Raw genomic sequence first — 23,781 nt, 5'->3', positions numbered from 1 at the left:
TCCTTCCCCATGCGGGGATGCGAAGTTATTTCAAACAAAACCAGTCGCGTCGGCCTGTTGGCCGGCGCGCTGTTTTTTTGCCTGTCGTTTGTCGCGGGCAAGGCCCTGGCTGCCAATCAGCAGCTCGGCACCATGCAGTCCCAGATCAAAGAGCAACAGCAGACCATCAAGCTCAGCAAGCAGGAGCTGGCCAAACTCAACACCCAGCTCAAGGCCGATGAGCAGGCCATCTCGGCCGCGGCGGCCAAGCTCGAGCAGACCAAACAACAGCTGAAACAGAATCAGCAAAAACTGGTGGGCCTGCAACAGGACAAGCTGGATCTGGAACAACAGGCCAGCCATCAGAAGCAGTTGCTGGCCAAGCAGGCGGAAAGCGCCTTCCAGGCGGGCAACCACGATTACCTCAAACTGCTGCTCAATCAGCAGGATCCGGCCAAACTGAGCCGCTCTCTCGATTACTACGACTACCTCAACAAGGCCCGCATCGAGGCCATCGAAGCCCTGCGCACGACCCGCACCAAGCTGGCGAAAAACCAGCAGGCCACCAAAGAGACCGAGAACAAGCTGCAAACCCTGCTGAGCGAACAGCAGCAACATCACCAGAGCCTGCTGGCCAGCCAGCAGAGCCGCGCCAAGGTACGCAACCAGCTGCAGCAGTCGGTACAGGATGACGAACAGAAGCTGACCAAGCTGGTCAAGGCGGAGAAAGCCCTGAAGGCCCGGCTGGAAGAACTGCGTCGCCAGCGGGAAGAGCAGGAGCGCCGTGAACGGGCCGAGCGGGAACGGCTGGCCAAGCTGAAGGCCGAGCAGGAGCGCCAGCGCCGCCTGGAGGCCCAACGCCTGGCCGCCGAGCAGAAACGGATTGCAGAACAGCAGAGGATCGCGGCGCAGCAGCGACAGGTCGGCGAGCAGCAACGGCTCGCGGCCCAACAGCAGAAAGTCGCCGAACAACAGAACCGGGTGGCGGAGCAGCAAGCCGCCGCGCGCAGCAGCAAGCCAAGCAGTGGCGGCTACGGCGGCCTCAGCACCAACGGCAGCCTGCGCTGGCCGGTGCAGGGCCCGATCCTCATCTCCTACGGCTCACCCCGCACCGCCGAGCTCAAGTGGAAGGGCACCCTGATTGGCGCCAGCGAAGGGACCCAGGTCAAGGCGGTCGCACCGGGCCAGGTGGTGTACGCCGACTGGCTGGATGGCTTCGGCATGCTGCTGGTGATCGACCACGGCCGTGGCTACATGAGCCTCTACGGTCACAACCAGTCGCTGCTGCGTCAGGTGGGCCAGAGCGTGGAACAGGGCGAACCCGTGGCGCTGGTCGGCGACAGTGGCGGCCAGGACAGACCCGGCCTCTACTTCGAGATCCGCTATCAGGGTGAAGCCATCAACCCGACCAAGTGGCTGGCCAAACGCTGACCCCGCACACGCGATGACAAAAAGCCTGCATGACGCAGGCTTTTTTGATCGTCGCCGACGGCCCTGTCGGCGGCATCGAATGACGAAAACTTACCCCGTTTTCGACCGCCTGGTTCAGGGGAAGACGATGAGGCCGAGCTGTTCGAGCAGCCCCTGCTGCTGATCTTCATTGATCTGCACCCCATCCAGGTTGACCCGACGCAGATCCAGCCCGGGCAGATCGCACTGACGCAGATCGCAGCCCTGCAGGTTGAAGCTGGTCCACTCTATCTGGCCGAACTCTGAGCCGCTCAGATCGGAGCCGGCCAGCGAGGCCCCCAGCAGGCTGGCTCCCTGCCAGCGATTGCCGCTGAGCTCGCAGCGCTCCAGCAGGCAGCCATCGAAGTTGGCGTAGCTGAAGTTGTTGCCGGTCAGATGCGCCTCGCAGAAGTAGCTCTTGACGGTGATCTGGTTGGCGAAGCTGGCGCGGGCGAAGTTGATGCCCATGGCCTGGCAGTCACGCATCTCCAGCCCCAGGCACTGGCTGCGGCTGAGATCCGCCAGGGTCAGATCGCAGCGCAGGAAGCTGGCCTCCCGCAGATCGCAGCCCTGCAGCTGGCAGCCCAGCTCGCGCTCCCGCTCGTAGAAACTGCAGTCGACGAAGCGGCTCTCGCTCAAGTCCAGCCAGGAGAAGTTGCAGTCGATGAAGCGGCACTCAGTAAAACACTCTTGCGCCACATACTGCTGTTCGAAACGCTTCCCCTCGAAGCACTTGCCCTTGATCATGCGAATAGTCCTCTGTCGATGGCGTCATATGCTGACTTTGTTAAACAAAAACGGTAATGTTACCTGTAACATTTTTGCCGGATCCCGAGATGAACGATACCCGAAAGCGCCGCCCCACTCTGCAGGACATAGCCGACCAGACCGGGGTCACCAAGATGACCGTCAGCCGCTACCTGCGCGATCCGCAGGCCGTGGCCGAGGGCACCCGTGAGCGGATCGCCGCTGTGGTGGAGGCACTGGGCTACATCCCCAACCGGGCACCGGACATTCTCTCCAACGCCACCAGCAGGGCGATCGGCATACTGATCCCCTCTCTCTCCAACCAGGTCTTCTCCGCCGTGGTGCACGGCATAGAATCGGTGACCCGGCCCGCTGGCTACCAGACCCTGCTCGCCCACTACGGTTACAGCCCGGAACGGGAAGAGGAGCAGGTAGCCTCCCTGCTCTCCTATCACGTGGACGGCCTGATCCTCTCCGACAGCCAGCACACGGAGCGCACCCGCAAGATGATCGCCACTGCCGGCATTCCTGTGGTGGAGACCATGGATCTGCCGCAAGCCCCCATCGACATGGTAGTGGGGATGGATCACAGGGCCGCCGCCCGGGCCATGGTAACAGAGATGCTGCGCCGGGGCCGACGCAAGCTGGTCTATCTCGGCGCGCGGCTCGACGTGCGCACCCAGCTCCGGATGGAGGGTTACTACCAGGCGATGGGCGATTATGGCCTGACCGGCCAGCACCTGCTGACCGAGCAGTCCTCCAGCTTCACCCTGGGTGGTCAGTTGCTGGATCAGGCGCTGGTGCGCTACCCCGACCTCGACGGCCTGTTCTGCACCAACGATGACCTGGCGGTGGGCGCCCTGCTGCAGTGTCAGGCCAAGTGGATACCCGTACCGCAGCAGATCGCCATCGCCGGCAGCAACGCCCTCGACATAGGCCATGCCATGACCCCCAAGCTGGCCAGTATCGTCACCCCGCGCAAGGAGATAGGCCGCGAGGCGGCGACCATGCTGCTGGCCCGACTCAGCGGCCAGCCGCTGCCCGATACCCGTAAGGACATGGGCTTCTCCCTCTATGAAGGGGACAGCCTGGGCTGACCCCCTGCCATCATGGCGCATTTACCAGCCATGATGGCGCATCCTCCCGCCTGTTCTCTCCGTCCCCTGATCTATGCTGGCCCGACATCCCGACCACATCATCAGGAGCAGAAGATGAACAACACCGAGAGATTGCAAACCTGCCTGCAACACGTGATCTGCGATCCCAGCTTTACCCTTGCCGAACTCGACCAGTGGTTCACTCCGGACTACTGCCAGCAAGTGAATGGCGAGCAGCTCGACTACGCGGCTTTCCGCCAGCACATCGCGGCACTGAGAAACCATCTGGCGAGTGCATCAATCGATTTTATCGCCATGCTGGCGCAAGGGGAGAGAGTGCACTCGACCCACGTGGTGCGGGCCACCCGTCACGATGGCCTCCCCCTCGTTTGCAAGGTGAGCGGCCTCTTTACCTTTCACCACGGCAGGATCTGCCAGACCGACGAGGTAACCTGCCTGCTGACTGGCAGCGCGCAGGACGAGGACATAGGTTCACGGCGCTGAGTCGCACCGCACAAAGCGCTGGAAAGCGTGAGAGAAGGCACCAGGATCCTCATAGCCGAGCTGGTCGGCGATCTGCGCCAACGTGAGCCCCTGATGCTGTAGCTGACGCGCCCGTCCCATCACCACCTGCTCCCGCCACTGACGAAAGGTGCAACCCAACTGCTGGAGAAAGAGTCGGTTGAGGGTGCGTACCGAGGCGCCGCAATCCTCTGCCAGCATCGCCAGTGCAATGTTGACAGAGGGAGCCTGACAGACCCGCTCCAGCACCCGCAGCAGGCGTGGATCGAGATTGGCTGCAAGCGCAGGCTGAGCCGCCTGCGGGACAGCGCGTGCCAGTTCGTGGCCGATCACCATCAAATAGGCCTCGCACTCGTTTCCCTCCCCCAACTCGGCAAGACGAGCAAAGAGACCGGCCAGCAAGGGGGTCACCTGACGCAGGCCAAAAGGATCATGCCCGGACGGCGCTGTATAGATGAGCGAGAGACGAGTGTGGCGCAGCGCGCGAAACTCGTGCTCCCAGCCCTTAGGAATAAAACAGAGCTGGCCGGCGACCAGCAGCTCGCTGGCACCGCCTCCAGTGATGACGCCGCCGCCATCGTGCATGTAGCAATACTGGGCCTGTGGATGGCAGTGCAGCGGGGTGAAGTGCCCTTGCGGGCAGGAACGATGGAGAAAGGACATGTCGGCCAGCCGGAGAGAAACCGGCCATAACCATAAGGGAGCAGGCTGCGTGCTGCAAATGGCTTTTTCACCATTAGGACGACCAAAAAGCAGGCCACCCGAGGGTGGCCTGTCTGATTTTTCTGCACTACTGGCGCTTAGCGTGTAACCAGCTCGACCGCTTCGCGAGAGAGACGAGTCACCTCCTCCCAGTTGCCGCTCTTGACCGCATCGGCCGGCAGCATCCAGGAGCCGCCGACGGTGGCGACGCATTTCAGCGCCAGATAGTCGGCCACGTTTTTCGGGCCTATGCCGCCGGTGGGGCAGAACTTGATCTGGGGAAGCGGGGCGGCAATGGCAGCCAGCGCCTTGGTGCCGCCATTCGCTTCGGCCGGGAAGAACTTCAGATGGTCGTAGCCTGCTTCCAGCGCCTGCATCACTTCGGAGGCGGTGGCAACACCCGGAATCAAAGGCGCCGTGCTGTTGGCGGCATGGGCCAGCAGCGCTGGGGTCATCCCCGGGGAGATGACAAAGCGGGCACCGGCGGCCACGGCCGCATCAAACTGCGCGCAGTTGAGCACGGTACCGGCGCCGACCATGGCATCCGGCATCGCCTTGGCGATGAGGGCGATGGCATCGAGCGCCACCGGAGTGCGCAGGGTGATCTCGAATACCGAGATGCCGCCGTCAAGCAGCGCCTTGGCCATCGGCAGGGCCTGTTCCAGATCGTTGATGACCATCACGGGTACCAGCGGAGAGGCGGCAAACACCTCGGCAGGGGTCACTTTCCAGTTTTGCATAACGCTTCCTTAATCAAAGATGGTGGCGCCGCACTCGGCGCTCGATACCGCGCGACGCATCACGCTGAACAGTTCACGACCCCACCCCTCTTGTTCCAGAGTGAGGTCGATGTCGGCCTGGGTACGGCCACTCAAATCGGTCAGGCAGTCGAGGCGGCCAGTCACCGCGTCGACCCGCAGCAGATCGCCATCGCGCAGCAGGCCAATGGCGCCGCCGTGCAAGGCTTCCGGGGTGACATGGATGGCAGCCGGGATCTTGCCGGAGGCGCCGGAGAGACGGCCATCTGTGACCAGCGCCACCTTGTGACCCGCCTTCTGCAGGTTGCCGAGCACAGGCATCAGCTTGTGCAGCTCCGGCATGCCGTTGGCCGCCGGGCCGTTGTGGCGCACCACGATAACGGCATCCTGATTGAGACTGCCAGCCTTGTAGGCCGCCTCCACCGCGTGCTGGGAGGAGAAGACCCGGGCGGGCGCTTCGATGACGCGATACTCGGGCGCCACGGCGGAGACCTTGACCACGGCGCGACCCAGATTGCCCGCCAGCAGCTTGGTGCCGCCGGTTGCCTGGAACACGGAACCGGTCGGCGACAACACGCTCCCGTCGCTGCTTTCGCCCACCGGCTGCCACACCAGCTCGCCATCCACCAGAGCCGGACGGCTGAGGTAATCCTGCATCTCGCCAAACACAGGGGTGGCATCCAGGTGGATCAGCCCCTCTTGCGCCAGACGGCGCATCAGGCCGGGCACGCCGCCCGCCTGTTCGAAGGCATTCACATCGGCCGGGCCGTTCGGGTACATGCGCACCAGCAGCGGCACCACATCCGAGAGGTCGCTGATGTCATCCCAGGTCAGGTGCAGGCCGGCGGCGCGGGCCAGCGCCACCATGTGGATGCTGTGGTTGGTGCTGCCGCCGGAGGCAAGCAGGGCCACCAGCCCGTTGACCAGGGCGCGCTCGTCCAGCACCTCGCTCAGGGGGCGGTAGGCCGGGGAGCCCGGGATCATGGCGCTGATGCGGCGGGCAGCCTCTTCGGTGAGCGCGTGGCGCAACTCGCTGTGGGGATGGACGAAGGCGGAGCCCGGCAGCATCAGGCCCATGGCCTCAAACACCAGCTGGTTGGTGTTAGCTGTACCGTAGAAGGTACAGGTGCCCGGCGCATGGTAGGCGCCGCACTCCATCTCCAGCAGGGCATCGCGGCCCAGCTCACCGGCGGCGTACTGCTGGCGTACCTTCACCTTGTCATCGTTGCTGATGCCGCTGGCCATGGGGCCGGCCGGCACGAAGGCGGTGGGCAGGTGCGCGTGGGAGAGCGCCCCCATGATCTGGCCCGGGGCTATCTTGTCGCAGATGCCGAGCAGCAGGGTCGCGTCGAAGGTGTTGTGGGAGAGTGACAGTGCGGTCGCCTGGGCGATCAAATCGCGGGAAAACAGAGACATGTCCATCCCGGGCTGGCCCTGAGTCACGCCGTCGCACATGGCCGGTACGCCACCCGCCACCTGGGCGCTGTGACCGAGCTCGGCCAGCGCGGCCTTGATGATGTCCGGGTAGCCCTGATAGGGCTGATGGGCGCTCAGCATGTCGTTGTAGGCGGTGACTATGCCGACGTTGGCACGGGTCATGTCGAGGATGCGCCCCTTCTCGTCACTGCTGCAGGCGGCCACGGCGTGCGCCAGGTTGCCGCAGGCCAGGGCGGCGCGGGTCTTGCCCTGCTCGGCCTGGCGCTGAATGCGGGCCAGAAAAGCCTGGCGACGGGCGGCACTGCGCTCGCGAATGCGGGCGGTGACGCTGGAAATAACCTGATGGATCATTGGGCTTGCTCCAATGCTGTGACAGCCCGATCAACCACCTGTTCGAAGGTGCCGTCTATATCGATGTGAAATACACCGGCCTCGCCATCCGGGCGTTCCAGGGTATCGAACTGACTTTGTACCATGGTTTCCCGCATGAAATGGCCCTTGCGTGCCCGCATCCGTTCGAGGATCAGCGGCTGATCACCGTCCAGAAACAGGAAATGCACCGAGTCATTGCCCTCTCGGATCTGGTCGCGGTACTGCTTCTTGAGGGCCGAGCAGACAATGACGCCCACCTCGTTCTTCTGTTCCAGGCTGTAGGCCGCGTCGCGGATCCGCTCCAGCCAGGGGGCGCGATCCTCGTCGTTGAGCGGGTTGCCACCGGCCATCTTCTGGATATTGGCCCTGGGGTGCAGGTCATCACCATCGATGAACTTGGCACCCAGCGCCTGAGCCACCTTGAGGCCGACGCTGGACTTGCCGCTACCACACACACCCATCACGATAATGCTCTTGCCCGCCATTGTTTGACCTCTATCCCATTTTTCAAAAATCGTGCTGCCGATGGGTTCTAACTTAGCACGTTACCGGTAACATGTTACCGGTAACAACAAGAAATGTGAAGTCTGCCACAGACTGAGCGAACTCACAGTCACCTGGGCAAGCGAGCTTGAGCCCTGGCCATAAATCTAAATAAATCATAAAGATATGGCCTGCCAATGGATCGGCAGGGTGTCGATACTGAATCTGGAACAAGGAACGCACAACAATGTCTGACCTCTCCCTGATCATGACGGCCGCCGGCTCCATAGTGCTGCTGCTCTTTCTGGTGATGAAGGCCCGCCTGCACGCGGTCGTCTCCCTCATCCTGGTCTCCATGGTGGCCGGCCTTGCCGCCGGCATGAACCCGGCCGAGATCGCCAACACCATCCAGAAAGGGATGGGCGGCACCCTGGGCTTCGTCGCCGTAGTGGTGGCGCTGGGCGCCATGTTCGGCAAGGTAATGGAGGTCACCGGCGCCCTCGACCGGGTGGCTCATACCCTGCTCGGTACCTTCGGCGTCAAGCGCGCCAACTGGGCCATGTCACTGACCGGCTTCATCTGCGCACTGCCGCTCTTCTTCGACGTGGCCGTGGTCCTGCTGATCGGGGTGGCCTTTGCCATCGTCCGTCGCGGCGGCGGCAGCGTGGTGAAGATAGGCATAGCGCTGCTGGCGGGCATCGCCACCTGCCAGGCGTTCCTTATTCCGGCGCCGGGCCCCATCCTGGTGGCGTCCCAGCTGGGTGCCGATTTTGGCTACATGATACTGTTCGGCCTGATCGCCGCCGTGCCGGCCCTGATCCTGGCGGGCCCGCTGTTCGGGGAGCTGATCAGCAAGGTGGTGGATGTGCCGCTGCCCGCCGATGCCCAGAGCAGCGCCCACGACGACTGCAAGACCCTGCCCTCGTTCGGACTGGCCATGGGCCTGATCGGTCTGCCGCTGCTGATGATAGGTCTCAAGACCATAGTCGGCCGCTTCGTCGAGGCGGGATCCACACTGCACAACTGGCTGGAGTTCATCGGTCACCCCTTCACCGCCATCATGGTCGCCTGTCTGGCCGCCTTCTACCTGTTGGGAGTGCGTCGCGGCATGTCCCGTGACGAGGTGATGAGCGTCTGCAACAGCGCCATCCAGCCGGCCGGCGTCATCATACTGGTGACCGGCGCCGGTGGCGTGTTCAAGCAGATCCTGGTGGATTCCGGGGTGGGTGCCGCCCTTGGCAACATGCTGGCGGATTCCGGCCTGCCCATAGTCGCGCTGGCCTTCATACTGGCGGCCGCGGTGCGGGTGATTCAGGGTTCCGCCACCGTCGCCATGCTGACCGCCTGCGGCCTGCTGCTGCCCATGCTGGAACCGCTCGGCCTGAACGGTGCCCAGCTGGCCGCCGTGACCATCGCCATCGGGGGCGGGGCCATAGTGCTCTCCCACGTCAACGACTCCGGCTTCTGGCTGGCCAACCGCTATCTCGGCCTCTCCGAGAAGCAGACCCTGCAGACCTGGACTGTGATGGAGACCATCATAGGCACCACGGGCGGCGTCATGGCGATGATCATCTACAGCTTCCTTTGAACATAACTGCTGTCAAAAAGGCCTCCGATGTGAGGCCTTTTTCATCTTTATGACGATTCTTTCTTTGGCTAACAGGTCGAGGTTGCTAGAATCGCCTATCCATCGCTCCGAGTGGAACGCTTAACGCAGTGATTTCAGGTTTCTCTATGCATTCATCGGCACACTATCGACAGCTGTTGGCTCGTCTGCCCCAGATCGCCGTCGCCGCAGATCAGTTTCAGGTGCTCAACAGCGCCCGGGACTTCAAGAGCCGGATCCTTTCGCTCATCGCCAGCGCGACTCACCGCATCTATCTGGTGGCCCTCTACCTGCAGGATGACGAAGCGGGACGGGAGATACTGTCCGCCCTCTACGCCGCCAAGCAGCGCAACCCGGCCCTGGACATCAAGCTCTTCGTCGACTTCCACCGTGCCCAGCGCGGTCTGATCGGCAAGGGCAAGCAGGGTGGCAACCACCTGATGTATCAGGAAATGGCCGCCCGCCACGAACACCAGATCGCCATCTACGGCGTGCCGGTGAAAGGGCGTGAGCTGCTCGGCGTGCTGCACCTCAAGGGCTTCATCTTCGATGACACCCTGCTCTACTCGGGTGCCAGCCTCAACGACATCTATCTGCATCAGCAGGATCGCTACCGTTTCGACCGTTATCACCAGATCACCAGCCCCGAGCTGACCCGCTGCATGGTCCACTATGTGGACGATCTCTTCCTCAAGAGCGAAGCGGTGCAGCGGCTGGATCGCAGCGACATTCCCACTGCCAAGCAGCTGAAGGGGCCGATCCGCCGCTTCAAGCACAGCCTGCGCCTGGGCCAGTACCGCTTCGAGAGCATGCCGGTCAACAGCCAGGAGATCGCCATCACTCCGATGACGGGGCTGGGCAAACGGGGCAATCAGCTCAACAAGATGATCCGTACCCTGGTGCGCGCCACCGAGCGGGAGATCTTCATCTGCACCCCCTATTTCAACCCGCCCAAGGAGTTGAACAAGGACATCGAGGCCCTGCTCAAGCGCGGCTGCAAGGTGACCATAGTGGTGGGTGACAAGACGGCCAACGACTTCTTCATACCGCCGGAGGAGAAATTCTCCACCATAGGCGGCCTGCCCTATCTGTACGAGACCAATCTGCGCAAGTTTGCCGAGCGCAACCAGCATCACATAGATGCCGGCCGTCTCAACCTGATGCTGTGGTGCTGCGAGCGCAACTCCTACCACCTCAAGGGGATCTTCGTGGATGACGAGTGGGCGCTGCTCACCGGCAACAACCTGAACCCCCGCGCCTGGGCGCTGGATCTGGAGAACGGTCTGCTGGTGTACGATCGTCGCCATCACCTGCGTGCCCAGTTCAACGGGGAGCGGGAGAACATACTCGCCAACACCAAGCGGATCAGCCACTTCGATCAGATTGAACAGATCAAGGACTACCCGGAACAGGTGCGCAAGCTGCTGGCCCGGATCCACAGGGTCAGGGCTCATATCCTGCTCAAACGCATCATCTGACGCCGGGCGCATCGCGCCCACAGGCAGCTGCCACAAAGGCCTCCCGTTTTTCGGCAGGCCTTTGTCATATGTGGCCACCACCTTTTTTCAGCCGCCCGGCCGGCCCGGCTCACTGCAACGCGGCTTGCATCGAGCCATCAACAACCCCTATCATCTGGACATATTTACAGTGTTTTCGGGCATCTAATTGATGAAATTGGATAAAATCTCCCTCGACAGCCTCAAGGGCGTCGGCAGCAAGATGCAGGAGAAACTCGAGCGGCTGGGGCTGGCGACGGTACAGGATCTGCTGTTCCACCTCCCCCTGCGCTACGAGGACCGTACCCAGGTGTGGCCCATCGGCGATCTGCCGCCCGGGCTGCACGGCGCCGTCGAGGGCGAAATCCAGGACACTCAGCTGGTGATGGGCCGCCGCCGCATGCTGGTCTGTCGCATCAGCGACGGCACGGGCACCCTGACCCTGCGCTTCTTCAACTTCACCGCCGCCCAGAAGAACAGCCTGGGCCAGGGCCGCCTGATCCGCTGCTTCGGCGAGGTGCGCCCCGGCAAATACGGACTGGAGATGGCCCACCCCGAGTACAAGCTGCTCGGCGAAGAACAGGCCGGCCAGACCGAAGAGGCGCTCACCCCCGTCTACCCCACCACGGAAGGGCTGCGCCAGCTCACCCTGCGCAACCTCACCGATCAGGCGCTGGCCCAGCTCGACCTGTACGGAGTGGAAGAGCTGCTGCCCGCCGGCCTCTATCCCCAGCAGATCGAACTGGCCGCCGCCCTGCGCCTGCTCCATCGCCCGCCCCCCTCGGTGGCGCTGGCGCTGCTCGAAAGCGGCCAGCACCCGGCCCAGCAGCGACTGGTGCTGGAGGAACTGCTGGCCCACAACCTCTCGGTACTGAAAGTCCGTGCCCAGGCGCAAACCCAGCTGGCCCGCGTCCTCAAGCCGGCGCCCGCGCTGGTCGAGCAACTGCTCGGCGCCCTGCCATTCACTCCCACCGGCGCCCAGAACCGGGTGGTCGCGGAGATCGGCCAGGATCTGCAACGCAGCTACCCCATGATGCGGCTGGTGCAGGGTGACGTGGGTTCAGGCAAGACGCTGGTCGCGGCGCTGGCGGCACTGCAAGCCATCGGCAACGGCTGCCAGGTGGGGCTGATGGCCCCGACCGAGCTGCTGGCCGAGCAACACGCCATCAACTTCGGCCACTGGCTGGCACCGCTCGGCATCGGAGTCGGCTGGCTGGCGGGCAAACAGAAGGGCAAGGCGCGGGAGGCTCAACTCGCCGCCATCGCCGACGGCAGCGTCAAGATGGTGGTGGGCACCCACGCCATCTTCCAGGAGCAGGTGGTGTTCCAGCGCCTGGCCCTGGTGATCATCGACGAACAGCACAGATTCGGGGTGCACCAGCGCCTCGCCCTTCGCGAAAAAGGGGAGCGGGAGGGAGTCCATCCCCATCAGCTCATCATGACGGCTACCCCCATACCCCGCACCCTGGCGATGACCGCCTATGCCGATCTCGACACCTCCATCATCGACGAGCTGCCGCCGGGCCGCACCCCCATCACCACGGTGGCGCTGCCGGACAGCCGTCGCCAGGATGTGATCGAACGAGTCAAGCTGGCCTGTGAAGAGGGCAAGCAGGCCTACTGGGTCTGCACCCTGATCGAGGAGTCCGAGGTGCTGGAGTGCCAGGCCGCCGAGGATACCGCCGCCGAGCTGCAAAACCAGCTGCCCGGCCTGCATATTGGGCTGGTGCACGGCCGGATGCGCCCCATCGAGAAGCAGAGGGTCATGGAAGAGTTCAAGGCGGGCATATTGCAGCTGCTGGTCGCCACCACAGTCATCGAGGTCGGGGTGGACGTGCCCAACGCCAGCCTGATGATCATCGAAAACCCGGAGCGGCTCGGGCTGGCCCAGCTGCACCAGTTGCGCGGCCGGGTCGGTCGCGGCTCTGTGGCCTCCCACTGCGTGCTGCTTTATCATGCTCCCCTGTCGAAGACGGCCCAGAGCCGGCTCGGAGTGTTGCGGGAGACCAACGACGGTTTCCAGATCGCCCAGCGCGATCTCGAGCTGCGCGGCCCGGGGGAACTGCTCGGTACCCGTCAGACCGGGCTGGCCGACCTCAAGATCGCCGACCTGGTGCGCGACCAGTCGCTCATCCCGCAGGTGCAGAAGATGGCGCGCTTCCTCATGGACCGTCATCCAAACCATGTCGATCCCTTGATACGGCGCTGGCTCGGTTTACGGGATCACTATTCCAATGCCTGACCAAGGCAAATGCAGAAGATGGGCACATTGCCTGATGGACAGACACGGCTCCCACGTGGACCCCTTGATCCGCCGCTGGCTGGGTCTGCGAGATCACTACTCCAACGCCTGACAACCATACCGAAACAGGAGGAAAGCACCCATGAATTCCTGGCTACGCGGCCTGCTCTATACATTCGCCTTCCTGCTGCTATTTGTCTGGGTCGGCCTCGGCCTGTTCGATGCGGAGCGGGCCAAGGGCCCCATCGCCGGCTGGATCAGCCAGCAGACAGGGGTGCCCGTCACCATAGGGCGGCTGGTGTTCAACCCGCTCCACCCCTACACCCTGCTGGCCGAGCAGGTGAGCTATGGCGACGCCGTCACCCTCGACAAGCTCTATCTGGAGATAGAGAGCATCGACTGGCTGAACCGGGACGTGCGCATCGCCCACCTCGATCTCATTCGCCCCGTCATCAGGCTGCCGCTGCCCAACCAGCTGCCGAACCTGCCGGTGCACTCCCTCACCATCAGCGACAGCACCATAGATCGGCTCAGCCTGCAGAGTGACGAGCTGACCCTGAGCGGCCTCAACGCCACCCTCAACGACTGGCAGCTGCTCAATCCGGTGCGGCCACCCCAGGCCAACCTGAGCCTCAACATCAATCAGCTGACAACCCCCGCCTTTGCCCTCTCCCGCCTCAATCTCAAGGGTCGACTGGAAGGCCAGGTGCTGAGTACCGACAAGCTGACCACCAACCTGTTCGACGGCCTGCTGGAAACCGGCATGGAGCTGGACTGGCCGGCCCGCAGCCTGCGGCTGAGCAACCTCAAGACCCAGGGTATGCGCATCGAGTGGAGCACCCTTGCCAAGGCCGAATCTCCCCTGCGTCAGGTCAGCCTGGATCTCGGCCAGATCCGGGATCTCAGCTTCAACGACATCGAGCAGGAGCTGGCCCTCAACAACCTCAACGGCCAGCTCACCGCCTTCAACTGGCAGGCCGGCAGCACGCCCAGCGGCTACTTCTCGGGGACCCTCGGCGATCTCGGCCGCGGCCTGTTCCAGCTGGAGGCCATCCAGGGCAAGGTCGCCTTCTCGCCCCAGCAGATCGACGCCGAGGTGCAGGGCAAGGCCTACGAAGGCGAATTCAATCTGGAGCTGGCGCTGGATACCCAGCAGCAGAAGCTGACCCTGAAAGACATGGCCCTGAGCGGCATGGACATCAGCCTGCCACAGGGGTGGTGGCAGGATTGGCAGAGCTGGCGGCCACAGCAAATCGACATCCGCAAGCTGGCGTTCGACAAGCTCAAGGTGCTCTCGTTCGACGATGCCCTGCCGCTGTCGCTGACCGGCTGGCAGCTCTATCTGACCGATCTCGGCCTGCGGGGCCAGCAACCCGCCCCCCTGCTCGGCCGGGCCAGGATAGAGAGCCAGTGGTTCGAGCTGGTGTGGGACGGCCTCAGCGCCCGCAACGGCGCGCTGGACGGCGAACTGACCCCCAGCGCCTGGCTGCTCAACAAGCTGACCAGCTCGCTGCCCGACCAGGGCTCCCTCAGCCTGAGCGGCCAGTGGGGCAAGGAGCCGGGCCAGACCAGCCGGTTGCAGTTGAAAGGGGAGAAGCTGGATCTGGTGCAGTGGAGCAAGCTGCTGCACTCCCCCATCTCCTTCGCCGGCAAGGCCGATCTGAGTGCCGACCTGCAGGCCCTGCACGGCAAGACGCCAGGCGAGTGGCGCAGCACCCTGCAGGGGAGCTTTGCCATCGATGCCAACGAGCCCTTCTGGGACAAGGTGCAGATAGATCCCCTGCTGGATGAGTGGTTCAAGGGCGCCACCCCGCCCACCCTCAGCCCGGATCAGCTGTGGCAGGCCATGCAGGCGGGGGACACCCCCTTCTACCGCATCAAGCTGCAGGGCAAGGTGGAGCAGGGCCAGTTGCAGATAGAGCAGGCCGGCGCCTCCACCATCACTCACCTGCTCGCCCTGCAGGGGGGCATAGATCTGGTCAACGAACAGTGGCAGCTGGATCTCGGTGCCCTGAATGGCCAGCGCTGCGTCGAGCTGCTGAGCCACTGGCGCGGCCCGCTCGATGCCCCCGTGCTGAGCTGGGAGTTCCCGGCCAAGCAGGCCTCCTGTGGCTGGGAGGTGGGGGTGCGCTATCCGGCCCAGGGGCGCAACAGCCCGCTCTGGCGACCGGCACAGCCCGCCAAAGCGCCCACGCCGACCAGCGAGCAGTAAAACGAACAAGGCCTCATCATGAGGCCTTGTTGCAATCTTGCGAGGTGAAAAGCGTCAGGCCTGCTGACCGGGCCGCTTGATGGGCTGCACCACGTAGTGACCGAGGAACTCGGCCGCCAGCTTGTCACCACTGAACAGCTTGATCTTGAGGCTGAACTTGGCCGACTCTCCCGCCTTGAGCGGCGCCAGCACGGCGGGCATTCCCTCGCGGGCCACCCGCGCCTCCGGCTCCTCGTTGACCGGGCGGTAATACTTGATGTTGCCCTCCGCCAGCACTGTATCCCCCACCAGACCCGCTTCTTTGAGCTGCAACCAGATCAGGCCCCAGCCCGCCAGCACGCACTGGCTGTAGATGCTGCCGGCAAACATGGTGTCGTGCACGTTGAGGTTGGCCGCCAGATTGGCCTTGAGATGGAAGGTCTGGCCGTCGTAGTGGGTGATGTGTACCCCCATCTTCTCGCTGATGGGGATGCCCCGCGACCAGCGGGTGGTCAGATCCTGGCACCACTCGGGGCGATACTGGATAGTCTGCAAGGGGCTGAGAGACTTGATCATCTGGCGGTGCGGAATGCGACCGAAGGAGACGGGGCCTTCCCCCACCTCGAGGAAACCGCACTTGCGATAGAACTCCACCGCCTCCTGGCGGGCATTCATCACCAGCCGCTTCACCTTCTCGCTGCGGGCCAACTGCTCGAGATCTTCCACCATGCGGACACCCAGCCCCTGCCCGCGAAACTCGGGGCGCAACGCCATAAAGCGGATCTGGGCCTCGTCGCCACCGACAAACAACCGGCCGACGGCGATGGGCGTGCCGTCAGGGGCCAGCATCAGGCGGTGGATGGCGACGGTATCGTATTCATCCCGCTCGGAACCGACGGGCAGATTGAAGGGTTTACGCAGCAGTTCCCAACGCAGCTGGTAGTAAGAATCCAGCTCGGCTGCCGTCTGGGGAGTGACCACCCGGTACATAGTTCCATCCTTGAGTTACACTGGTCGAAAACCATCTTGCCGTGCAAATTCATGGACTTCAATCTGCAAGCGTACCAAGCCGACCACTTATTGCACCTGAGCGCCAAGCCGGAACGGCGCCTCTCCATACTGGAAAATGCCCATCACCGCTGGCTGGAGATAGACGGCGTGGTGCAGTCGGCCATGTCCCTCGCCCAGCCGGCCAGTCTCTGCCTGCCCCATCAGCAGTGCATCGCCAGCCTGTTGCCGGTGACGGCTACCCGGGTGCTGGAGCTGGGGCTCGGCGGCGGCGATCTCACCCGTCACCTGGGGGCACGCTGGCCCGAGGCACGGCACGACTGCGTGGATCTGGACGAAGAGGTGCTGACCCTGTTTCAAGTGTTCTTCCGCCACCCGGCGGAGCCCGCTGATCGGGCGCTGCACCTGCACCACGCCGATGCCCTCGCCTTCCTGCTGGCCCGCGACGACACCTATGACTTCGCGCTGCTCGACCTGTTCAGCCAGGATGGCAACCCCCTGCTGATGTTCCAGCATCACCTCTATCAGACCCTGGCCGCCCGGCTGCGCGGTCCCCTCATCATCAACCTGCTGCCGCGCACCCACAGGGAGCTGGAGCAGGCACTCATGCTGGCCGAGGAGTGGATTGGCCCCACCCAGGCGCACCCCGTGCCCGGCTACATCAACGTGATCCTGCACGCAATCCCGCGCCACCTCGCCTAGCCGCGATGCTCCCGGTTATTGCCACCGGCTCTGCCGATACATCCTCTCAGACCTGCAGCCAGAAGGTCACAGGACCGTCGTTGAGCAGCGCCACCTTCATGTCGGCGGCAAAGCGGCCGGTCTCGGTCGGTATGCCGCTGGCTGTTGCCTGCGCCACGAAGTAGTCATATAGCCGCTCGGCCTCGACCGGGTGGGCGCCGCCGGAGAAGCCGGGTCTCATGCCTTTCTTGGTATCCGCAGCTAGGGTGAACTGGGAGACGACCAGCAGACTGCCGCCAGCCTGACTCACGTTCAGATTCATCTTGCCCTCTTCATCGGAGAAGATGCGGTAGCCGCTCACCTTGTGCAGCAGCTTGTCGGCCCTGGCCTCGTCATCCCCCTGCTCCACCCCGAGCAGCACCAGCAGCCCCCGGCCTATGGCCCCGGTCACTTCTCCCTCTACCGTTACGCTGGCCTCGGAAACCCGCTGGATCAATGCAATCACATCCCTCTCCTCTTGAAACAAAATGACCGCCCCCATCTGCTGACGGGGGCGGTCGTCGATGCTAACAGCAAGAGGCCGGATCAGGCCAACTCATCAGCGCCCGGTCGCTCATATTCGCCGAGGCAGGCGGTGGTTTCCGCGCCAAGCAAGACCACCAACCAGCTCAGGTAAACCCAGACGAACAGGATCGGAATAGTCGCCAGGGCGCCATAGATGGCCTGATAGGAGGGGAAGTTGGTGATGTAGATGGCAAATCCGCGCTTGGCCAGCTCGAACAGGGTAGCGGCCACCAGGGCGCCGATGAAGGCGTGTATCAGCCGCACCTTGCAGTTGGGCACCACCGTATAGACCAGCAGGAAGGTGAGCACGGAGAAGAGGAACGGCAAGCCGCGCAGCAGCAGGTAGCCGATGCCGAACAGGCTCTCGGCCCCAAACAGCCGCAGCGAGAAAATGTAGGAGGAGATGGCGATGCTGGCGCCGATAAGCACAGGGCCCAGGGTCAGTATCATCCAGTACATGGCAAACGCCTGCGCCAGCGGTCGGCCCTGAGTCGAGCGCCAGATGTAGTTGAGGTTCTTGTCGATGGCCGAGATCAGCATCAGCGCCACCACGATCAGGGCACCGATGCCGACGGCAGTGGTATTGGTGGCATTGGCCACGAAGCCGTCTATGTACTCCTTGAGCATCTCACCCGCGGTGGGCACGAAGTTGTGATAGACGAACTGCTCCATCGCCTGTTTCAGGGTCTGGAATACGGGAAAGGCGGACATCATGCCGAACACCACGGCAATCATGGGCACCAGGGAGAGCAGGGTGACATAGGCCAGATAACCGGCGGTCACCGTCAGCCTGTCCTGCTGGAAACGACCCCAGACAAACTGGGCGAAGTGACCACCATCGTGGCGTAAAAAGGAGAGGGCATGGCCGAGACGGCCACCGAATTTCTGCTGCATCGTGATTCCCAATGTCTTCATCATGCCGGCATTGTGTCAGATTGCATGGCCATTTGGCCACCCATGGGCCGGATCGATGCGACCTGTTCGGGCATGCTGGCCAGCGATACCCCGCCGAGCGACCATAAAAAAAGAGGCCCGAAGGCCTCTCTCTGTCTGTCGAGGAACAGATATCAAGCACGACCGGCGCGCTTGCGATCCATCTCGGTCAGCAGTTTCTTACGCACACGGATAGCCTTGGGCGTGATCTCTACCAGCTCATCGTTGTCGATGAACTCGAGAGCCTGTTCCAGGGTCATGCGGATCGGCGGAGTCAGCACCTGGGCTTCATCGGTACCGGAGGCACGCATGTTGGTCAGCTGTTTGCCCTTCAGGCAGTTCACTGTCAGGTCGTTGGAACGGGAGTGAATACCGATCACCTGGCCTTCGTACACTTCGGTCGCGTGACCGATGAACAGACGACCACGGTCTTGCAGACCGAACAGGGCGAAGGTCAGAGCCTTGCCGGTAGCGTTGGAGATCAGCACGCCGTTCTGACGCTCGCCGATGCTGCCACCCTTGTGCGGACCGTAATGGTCGAAGGTGTGGTACAGCAGACCGGTACCTGAGGTCATGGTCAGGAACTCGGTCTGGAAGCCGATCAGGCCACGACTCGGGATCATGAAGTCAAGACGGACACGGCCCTTGCCATCCGGGGTCATGTTGGTCATCTCGCCCTTACGCAGGCCGAGTTGCTCCATCACGGAACCCTGGTGGATCTCTTCCACGTCGACAGTCACGGTTTCGAACGGTTCGTGCAGAACGCCGTCCACGGTGCGCAGGATAACTTCCGGACGGGATACCGCCAGCTCGTAGCCTTCGCGACGCATGTTTTCGATCAGGATGGAGAGGTGCAGTTCACCACGACCGGATACGCGGAACTTGTCCGGATCTTCGGTCTCTTCCACACGCAGGGCCACGTTGTGGACCAGCTCCTGGTTCAGACGCTCCAGGATGTTGCGGGAGGTCACGAACTTGCCTTCTTTGCCGGCGAACGGTGAGGTGTTGACCTGGAAGGTCATGTTCACGGTCGGCTCGTCAACGGAGAGCGGCGGCAGGGCTTGAACAGCGCCGTTGTCACAGATGGTGTCGGAGATTTTCAGCTCGCCCAGACCAGTGATGGCGATGATGTCGCCCGCTTGCGCGTCAACCACTTCGGTACGGGACAGGCCCAGGTAGCCAAGCACCTGACCGACTTTGCCGGTACGGGTCTTGCCATCGGCACCGACGACGGTGACTTGCTGGTTGGTCTTGACGCGGCCACGGCTGATGCGGCCGATACCGATAACACCCACGTAGGAGTTGTAGTCCAGCTGGGAGATTTGCATCTGGAAGGCACCGGCGGGGTCACCCTTCGGCTGCTCGACGTTGTCAACGATGGCCTGGAACAGGGGTTCCATGTTGTCGGACTCAACGCCCTGATCCAGGGTAGCCCAACCGTTCAGTGCAGAGGCGTAGACAACTTTGAAGTCCAGTTGCTCATCGGTGGCACCCAGGTTGTCGAACAGGTCGAATACCTGATCCATTACCCAGTCAGGACGAGCACCCGGACGGTCGATCTTGTTGATGACCACGATCGGCTTCAGACCCTGGGCGAAGGCTTTCTGGGTCACGAAACGAGTTTGCGGCATAGGGCCGTCAACAGCATCAACCAGCAGCAGCACGGAGTCGACCATGGACATGACGCGCTCTACTTCACCACCGAAGTCGGCGTGACCCGGGGTATCAACGATGTTGATGCGGTAGTCGTTCCAGCGGATCGCAGTGTTCTTGGCGAGAATGGTAATACCACGTTCCTTTTCCAGATCGTTGGAATCCATCAGACGCTCTTGACCATCAGTGGTACGGTCCAGGGTTCCAGACTGCTGCAGCAGCTTATCAACCAGGGTAGTTTTGCCGTGGTCTACGTGCGCAATAATCGCAATATTGCGTAAATTCTCTAACATTCTCGCCTCAATCACCGGGTAAAATTGGGCGCTAATTGTACTCTCGCCTTTGTGATCTGCCTAGCAGAATTGCAGTGCATTCACGCATAACAGGGGATCGGGATCATGGACCTTCCGTTCAAAGCCTGCTTAGATGGGGGCTGACCGTATACTGCGCACCATTTTAGTGCACCAAAACGATCCACTGTTGCACTACTTTGAGGCGTAACGCGCTGAGATGGCGGGTCTTGGGGCAGGCTTATAGTCGCAAATGCCCTGAAATCAAGCTGTCACAAACTTGGCACGATACTGGCTTATGTGAATGTGATGACGCATTCACCCTAAGAGTTTTAACACCGGAGGTTACTTAGCATGTCAGCCCAGAACGTTTTGGCCCTGATCCAGGAACACGAAGTCAAGTTTGTTGACCTGCGCTTTACCGACACCAAGGGTAAAGAGCAGCACGTATCCATCCCTTCCCACCAGGTCAACGAAGACTTCTTCGAAGACGGCAAGATGTTCGATGGCTCCTCCATCGGCGGCTGGAAGGGCATCAACGAGTCTGACATGGTGCTGATGCCGGATGCGGCCTCCGCCAAGCTGGATCCGTTCACCGAAGAGACCACCCTGAACATCGTCTGCGATGTGCTGGAACCGGCCACCATGCAAGGTTATGACCGCGATCCGCGCTCCATCTCCAAGCGTGCCGAAGATTTCCTGAAAGCCAGCGGCATCGCTGACACCGTGCTGTTCGGGCCGGAGCCGGAATTCTTCATGTTCGACAACATCACCTTCTCGAACACCATGGGCCACAGCTTCGTGAAAATCGAATCTGAAGAAGCCGCCTGGAACTCGGGTACCGAGTATGAGCACGGCAACAAGGGCCACCGTCCGTTCGTGAAAGGCGGTTACTTCCCGGTTGCACCGGTCGACTCCTCCCAGGACATCCGCGCCGCCATGTGTCTGGTGCTGGAAGAGATGGGCCAGGTCGTTGAAGCTCACCACCACGAAGTGGCGACCGCCGGTCAGAACGAGATCGCGACCCGTTTCAACACCCTCACCCTGAAAGCGGATGAAGTGCAGGTGCTGAAGTACGTGATCCACAACGTGGCCCACGCCTACAACAAGACTGTCACCTTCATGCCGAAACCCATGTTCGGTGACAACGGCTCCGGCATGCACTGCCACCAGTCCCTGGCCAAGAACGGCGTCAACCTGTTCGCCGGCGACCTGTACGGCGGTCTGTCCGAGATGGCACTGCACTACATCGGCGGCATCATCAAGCACGCCAAGGCCATCAACGCCTTCGCCAACCCGACCACCAACTCCTACAAGCGTCTGGTACCGGGTTATGAAGCACCTGTCATGCTGGCCTACTCCGCCCGCAACCGCTCTGCCTCCATCCGTATCCCGGTAGTGCCGAGCCCGAAAGCTCGCCGCATCGAAGTACGCTTCCCGGATCCGGCAGCCAACCCCTACCTGGCGTTCGCAGCCCAGCTGATGGCCGGTCTGGATGGCATCATCAACAAGATCCATCCGGGCGATGCCATGGACAAGAACTTGTATGACCTGCCGCCGGAAGAAGCCGCCGAAGTGCCGACCGTTGCCGGCTCTCTGGACGAAGCGCTGGCCGCACTGGACAGCGATCGCGAGTTCCTGACCCGCGGTGGCGTGTTCAGCGATGACTTCATCAACTCCTACCTGGAACTGAAACAGCAGGATGTTGACCGCGTGCGCATGACCCCGCACCCGCTGGAGTTTGAACTGTACTACTCCGTTTAATCCGGACCACAGCTCAGAACTTGACCAAACCCGCCAACAGGCGGGTTTTTTCTCTGATAGGATTAAGCAAAATCCCGTCAAGGAGAGATGGATGAGAAACACATACCCCGTATGGGCACTGAGTCTGCTGCTGGCGAGCATGGGGGCCCAGGCCGCCAAGGTGTACTCCTGGACAGACAGCAAGGGTGTCGTCCACTACACGGATGCCCCTCCCCCCGGCCAGCAGGCCAAAGAAGTGGATCTGCGGGTTGCCCCTCTCATTGGCAGCTCGCCGCGCTCGGTACAGGTGGAGAACTTCAACAGCCTGACCGGCGTCGATGCCAAGAAGGAGAAGGAAGCGGCCAAGCTGGTGATCGAACTGCTCTCACCAGAACAGGGCAGCACGCTGCGCGACAACACGGGCAACGTGGTGTTCCAGGGCCAGATCAGCCCGAAAGCACCGACCCAGTACGACGTGCGCCTGACGCTGGATGGCAAGGCGGCCCCCATAGTCAACAATGGCCTGGCCATTCGGGTCGAGAACCTGGATCGCGGTGCGCACGAGGCCCAACTCGAGCTGCTGGCCAAAGACGGTACGATCCTTGCTAAATCCAGGGTAGTCACCTTCTACCTGCACCGAGCCAGCCTCAATCCGGCACCAAAAGTGACCCCGCTCCCCAACAAGGGGTGATCCTGTGCATCGATACGGGTAGACTAAATGCACCACGTTGGTGCATTACTGGTGTATAGCACCGTTTTAGGGAGAAACCTGTGCCAACCCGCCCGGATCAAGCCAAGATACTGCTCGATAACTTGCTGACCGCCGTCATCCTGATGGATGAGCGGCTCTGCATCCAGTTCGTCAACCCGGCGGCCGAACAACTGCTCTCCCTCAGCCAGCGCCGGCTGATCGGGATCGAGCTGCCCCATCTGCTGGAACACATCTCCCTCGATCTGCAACGCCTCAAGCAGTGCCTCACCTCGGGGCAGGGCTTCACCGATAGCGAAGTGACCCTGGTGGTGGAAGGAGAACCCAGACTGGTGGAGATGAGCGTGAGCCCGCTCGCCGACCATGAACAACGCTTGATGGTGGTGGAGCTGCGCAAGATCGATCAGCAGAAGAAGATCAGCCAGGAGTTGCAACAACATGCCCAGCAGCAGGCGGCCAAGGAATTGGTGCGTGGTCTGGCCCACGAGATCAAGAACCCGCTGGGCGGCCTGCGCGGCGCGGCCCAACTGTTGCAAAAAGAGCTGCCGGATCCGGCCTTGCGTGAATACACCGGCATCATCATAGAGCAGGCCGACCGGCTGCGAGTGCTGGTCGATCGCCTGCTCGGTCCACAACATCCGGGTCGTCACCAGCTGCACAATGTCCACTCAGTGCTGGAACAGGTACGCCGCCTGGTGGAGCTGGAGCTGCCGCCGACGGTCCGCATAGAACGGGATTATGATCCCAGCATTCCGGAATTCGAGATGGAGCCGGATCAGCTGCAGCAGGCGTTTCTCAACATGGTGCGCAACGCCGCCGAGGCCATAGGCGAGCAAACCGGGCTCATCCGCATCAAGACCCGCACCGCCTTCCAGATCACCATCCACGGCCAGCGCTACCGGCTGGCGGCCGAGATCAAGATCATCGACAACGGCCCCGGCATTCCCGATGCCATCCGCGATACCCTCTTCTACCCCATGATCACCGGCAAGGAGGGAGGCACCGGGCTCGGCCTCTCCATCGCCCAGAACCTGATCGATCAGCACAAGGGGCGCATCGACTGCATCAGCTGGCCAGGCCACACCGAATTCACCATCTTTCTACCGCTTCGCAAATAAG

General features: G+C 62.4%; 20 protein-coding genes. 11 read left to right on the top strand and 9 right to left on the bottom strand.

Annotated elements, in window-relative coordinates; all coding sequences use genetic code 11:
• Window positions 1-9 precede the first annotated feature (9 nt).
• Window positions 10-1,410 (top strand): peptidoglycan DD-metalloendopeptidase family protein, encoded by a 1,401-nt coding sequence (locus AACQ95_RS02565; protein ID WP_241280511.1) that lies wholly within the window; start codon window positions 10-12, stop codon window positions 1,408-1,410.
• A gap of 114 nt (window positions 1,411-1,524) precedes the next feature.
• Here the strand turns inward: AACQ95_RS02565 and AACQ95_RS02560 are convergent, their stop codons facing one another.
• Window positions 1,525-2,175: a Qnr family pentapeptide repeat protein gene (locus AACQ95_RS02560; RefSeq protein WP_241280510.1), complete on the bottom strand. Its 651-nt coding sequence runs from the start codon at window positions 2,173-2,175 to the stop codon at window positions 1,525-1,527.
• An 89-nt stretch (window positions 2,176-2,264) separates the two neighbouring features.
• Here AACQ95_RS02560 and AACQ95_RS02555 point away from each other — a divergent pair, with 89 nt between their 5' ends.
• Together AACQ95_RS02555 and AACQ95_RS02550 are read left to right on the top strand one after the other, a co-directional pair.
• Window positions 2,265-3,272 carry a substrate-binding domain-containing protein gene (locus AACQ95_RS02555; RefSeq protein ID WP_241280509.1) on the top strand — a complete coding sequence of 336 codons (1,008 nt, stop codon included), beginning with the start codon at window positions 2,265-2,267 and terminating at the stop codon, window positions 3,270-3,272.
• Window positions 3,273-3,386: 114 nt separating this feature from the next.
• The gene (locus AACQ95_RS02550) at window positions 3,387-3,776 is read left to right on the top strand and encodes a nuclear transport factor 2 family protein (RefSeq protein WP_241280508.1); all 390 of its coding nucleotides are present in this window, start codon (window positions 3,387-3,389) and stop codon (window positions 3,774-3,776) included.
• On the opposite strand, the gene AACQ95_RS02545 is transcribed toward AACQ95_RS02550, so the two are convergent.
• The 4 genes from AACQ95_RS02545 to AACQ95_RS02530 form a co-directional block, all read right to left on the bottom strand.
• Window positions 3,765-4,457: a helix-turn-helix transcriptional regulator gene (locus AACQ95_RS02545; RefSeq protein WP_241280507.1), complete on the bottom strand. Its 693-nt coding sequence runs from the start codon at window positions 4,455-4,457 to the stop codon at window positions 3,765-3,767. The genes AACQ95_RS02550 and AACQ95_RS02545 overlap by 12 nt on opposite strands.
• A 137-nt stretch (window positions 4,458-4,594) precedes the next feature.
• Window positions 4,595-5,236, bottom strand: coding sequence for a bifunctional 4-hydroxy-2-oxoglutarate aldolase/2-dehydro-3-deoxy-phosphogluconate aldolase (locus tag AACQ95_RS02540; protein ID WP_241280506.1), 642 nt, complete (start codon window positions 5,234-5,236; stop codon window positions 4,595-4,597).
• A gap of 9 nt (window positions 5,237-5,245) precedes the next feature.
• The gene (gene edd, locus AACQ95_RS02535) at window positions 5,246-7,042 is read right to left on the bottom strand and encodes a phosphogluconate dehydratase (RefSeq protein ID WP_241280505.1); all 1,797 of its coding nucleotides are present in this window, start codon (window positions 7,040-7,042) and stop codon (window positions 5,246-5,248) included.
• A complete protein-coding gene (locus tag AACQ95_RS02530) occupies window positions 7,039-7,548 on the bottom strand; it encodes a gluconokinase (RefSeq protein ID WP_241280504.1) in 510 nt (169 codons plus the stop codon). The genes edd and AACQ95_RS02530 overlap by 4 nt, the downstream gene beginning before the upstream one ends.
• A gap of 245 nt (window positions 7,549-7,793) precedes the next feature.
• Here AACQ95_RS02530 and gntU point away from each other — a divergent pair, with 245 nt between their 5' ends.
• The 4 genes from gntU (at window position 7,794) to AACQ95_RS02510 (ending at window position 15,102) form a co-directional block, all read left to right on the top strand.
• Window positions 7,794-9,134 carry a gluconate transporter gene (gene gntU, locus AACQ95_RS02525; RefSeq protein WP_241280503.1) on the top strand — a complete coding sequence of 447 codons (1,341 nt, stop codon included), beginning with the start codon at window positions 7,794-7,796 and terminating at the stop codon, window positions 9,132-9,134.
• Window positions 9,135-9,280: 146 nt separating this feature from the next.
• A complete protein-coding gene (pssA, locus tag AACQ95_RS02520) occupies window positions 9,281-10,630 on the top strand; it encodes a CDP-diacylglycerol--serine O-phosphatidyltransferase (RefSeq protein WP_172955231.1) in 1,350 nt (449 codons plus the stop codon).
• Between the two features lie 190 nt (window positions 10,631-10,820).
• Window positions 10,821-12,890, top strand: coding sequence for an ATP-dependent DNA helicase RecG (gene recG, locus AACQ95_RS02515; RefSeq protein WP_241280502.1), 2,070 nt, complete (start codon window positions 10,821-10,823; stop codon window positions 12,888-12,890).
• A gap of 142 nt (window positions 12,891-13,032) precedes the next feature.
• Window positions 13,033-15,102 carry an AsmA-like C-terminal region-containing protein gene (locus AACQ95_RS02510; RefSeq protein WP_241280501.1) on the top strand — a complete coding sequence of 690 codons (2,070 nt, stop codon included), beginning with the start codon at window positions 13,033-13,035 and terminating at the stop codon, window positions 15,100-15,102.
• Between the two features lie 54 nt (window positions 15,103-15,156).
• Here the strand turns inward: AACQ95_RS02510 and AACQ95_RS02505 are convergent, their stop codons facing one another.
• Window positions 15,157-16,071 (bottom strand): bifunctional GNAT family N-acetyltransferase/hotdog fold thioesterase, encoded by a 915-nt coding sequence (locus AACQ95_RS02505; RefSeq protein ID WP_241280500.1) that lies wholly within the window; start codon window positions 16,069-16,071, stop codon window positions 15,157-15,159.
• 51 nt (window positions 16,072-16,122) lie between these two features.
• Here AACQ95_RS02505 and AACQ95_RS02500 point away from each other — a divergent pair, with 51 nt between their 5' ends.
• Window positions 16,123-16,791, top strand: coding sequence for a spermidine synthase (locus AACQ95_RS02500; protein ID WP_241280518.1), 669 nt, complete (start codon window positions 16,123-16,125; stop codon window positions 16,789-16,791).
• A 46-nt stretch (window positions 16,792-16,837) separates the two neighbouring features.
• Here the strand turns inward: AACQ95_RS02500 and dtd are convergent, their stop codons facing one another.
• The 3 genes from dtd to typA form a co-directional block, all read right to left on the bottom strand.
• On the bottom strand, window positions 16,838-17,275 hold the full coding sequence (gene dtd, locus AACQ95_RS02495) for a D-aminoacyl-tRNA deacylase (protein ID WP_241280499.1): 438 nt from the start codon (window positions 17,273-17,275) through the stop codon (window positions 16,838-16,840).
• A gap of 80 nt (window positions 17,276-17,355) precedes the next feature.
• The gene (locus tag AACQ95_RS02490; RefSeq protein ID WP_043136447.1) at window positions 17,356-18,228 is read right to left on the bottom strand and encodes a virulence factor BrkB family protein; all 873 of its coding nucleotides are present in this window, start codon (window positions 18,226-18,228) and stop codon (window positions 17,356-17,358) included.
• A 173-nt stretch (window positions 18,229-18,401) separates the two neighbouring features.
• Complete coding sequence (gene typA / locus AACQ95_RS02485) at window positions 18,402-20,213, bottom strand: translational GTPase TypA (protein WP_043136450.1); 1,812 nt, start codon at window positions 20,211-20,213, stop codon at window positions 18,402-18,404.
• A gap of 351 nt (window positions 20,214-20,564) precedes the next feature.
• Here typA and glnA point away from each other — a divergent pair, with 351 nt between their 5' ends.
• The 3 genes from glnA (at window position 20,565) to glnL (ending at window position 23,780) form a co-directional block, all read left to right on the top strand.
• Window positions 20,565-21,974, top strand: coding sequence for a glutamate--ammonia ligase (gene glnA, locus AACQ95_RS02480; protein WP_042866924.1), 1,410 nt, complete (start codon window positions 20,565-20,567; stop codon window positions 21,972-21,974).
• A 91-nt stretch (window positions 21,975-22,065) separates the two neighbouring features.
• Window positions 22,066-22,644, top strand: a complete 579-nt coding sequence (locus AACQ95_RS02475) for a DUF4124 domain-containing protein (protein ID WP_098981030.1) — start codon at window positions 22,066-22,068, stop codon at window positions 22,642-22,644.
• 80 nt (window positions 22,645-22,724) lie between these two features.
• Window positions 22,725-23,780 carry a nitrogen regulation protein NR(II) gene (gene glnL / locus AACQ95_RS02470; protein WP_241280498.1) on the top strand — a complete coding sequence of 352 codons (1,056 nt, stop codon included), beginning with the start codon at window positions 22,725-22,727 and terminating at the stop codon, window positions 23,778-23,780.
• Window position 23,781: the final 1 nt, after the last annotated feature.

Origin of the sequence: Aeromonas sp. MR19, assembly GCF_963899305.1 — a bacterium.
In the GTDB taxonomy this organism is placed as follows: Bacteria; Pseudomonadota; Gammaproteobacteria; order Enterobacterales; family Aeromonadaceae; genus Aeromonas; species Aeromonas bestiarum.
Note: the sequence above shows the minus strand (reverse complement) of the source record. Positions and strands in the feature narration are given on the sequence as shown.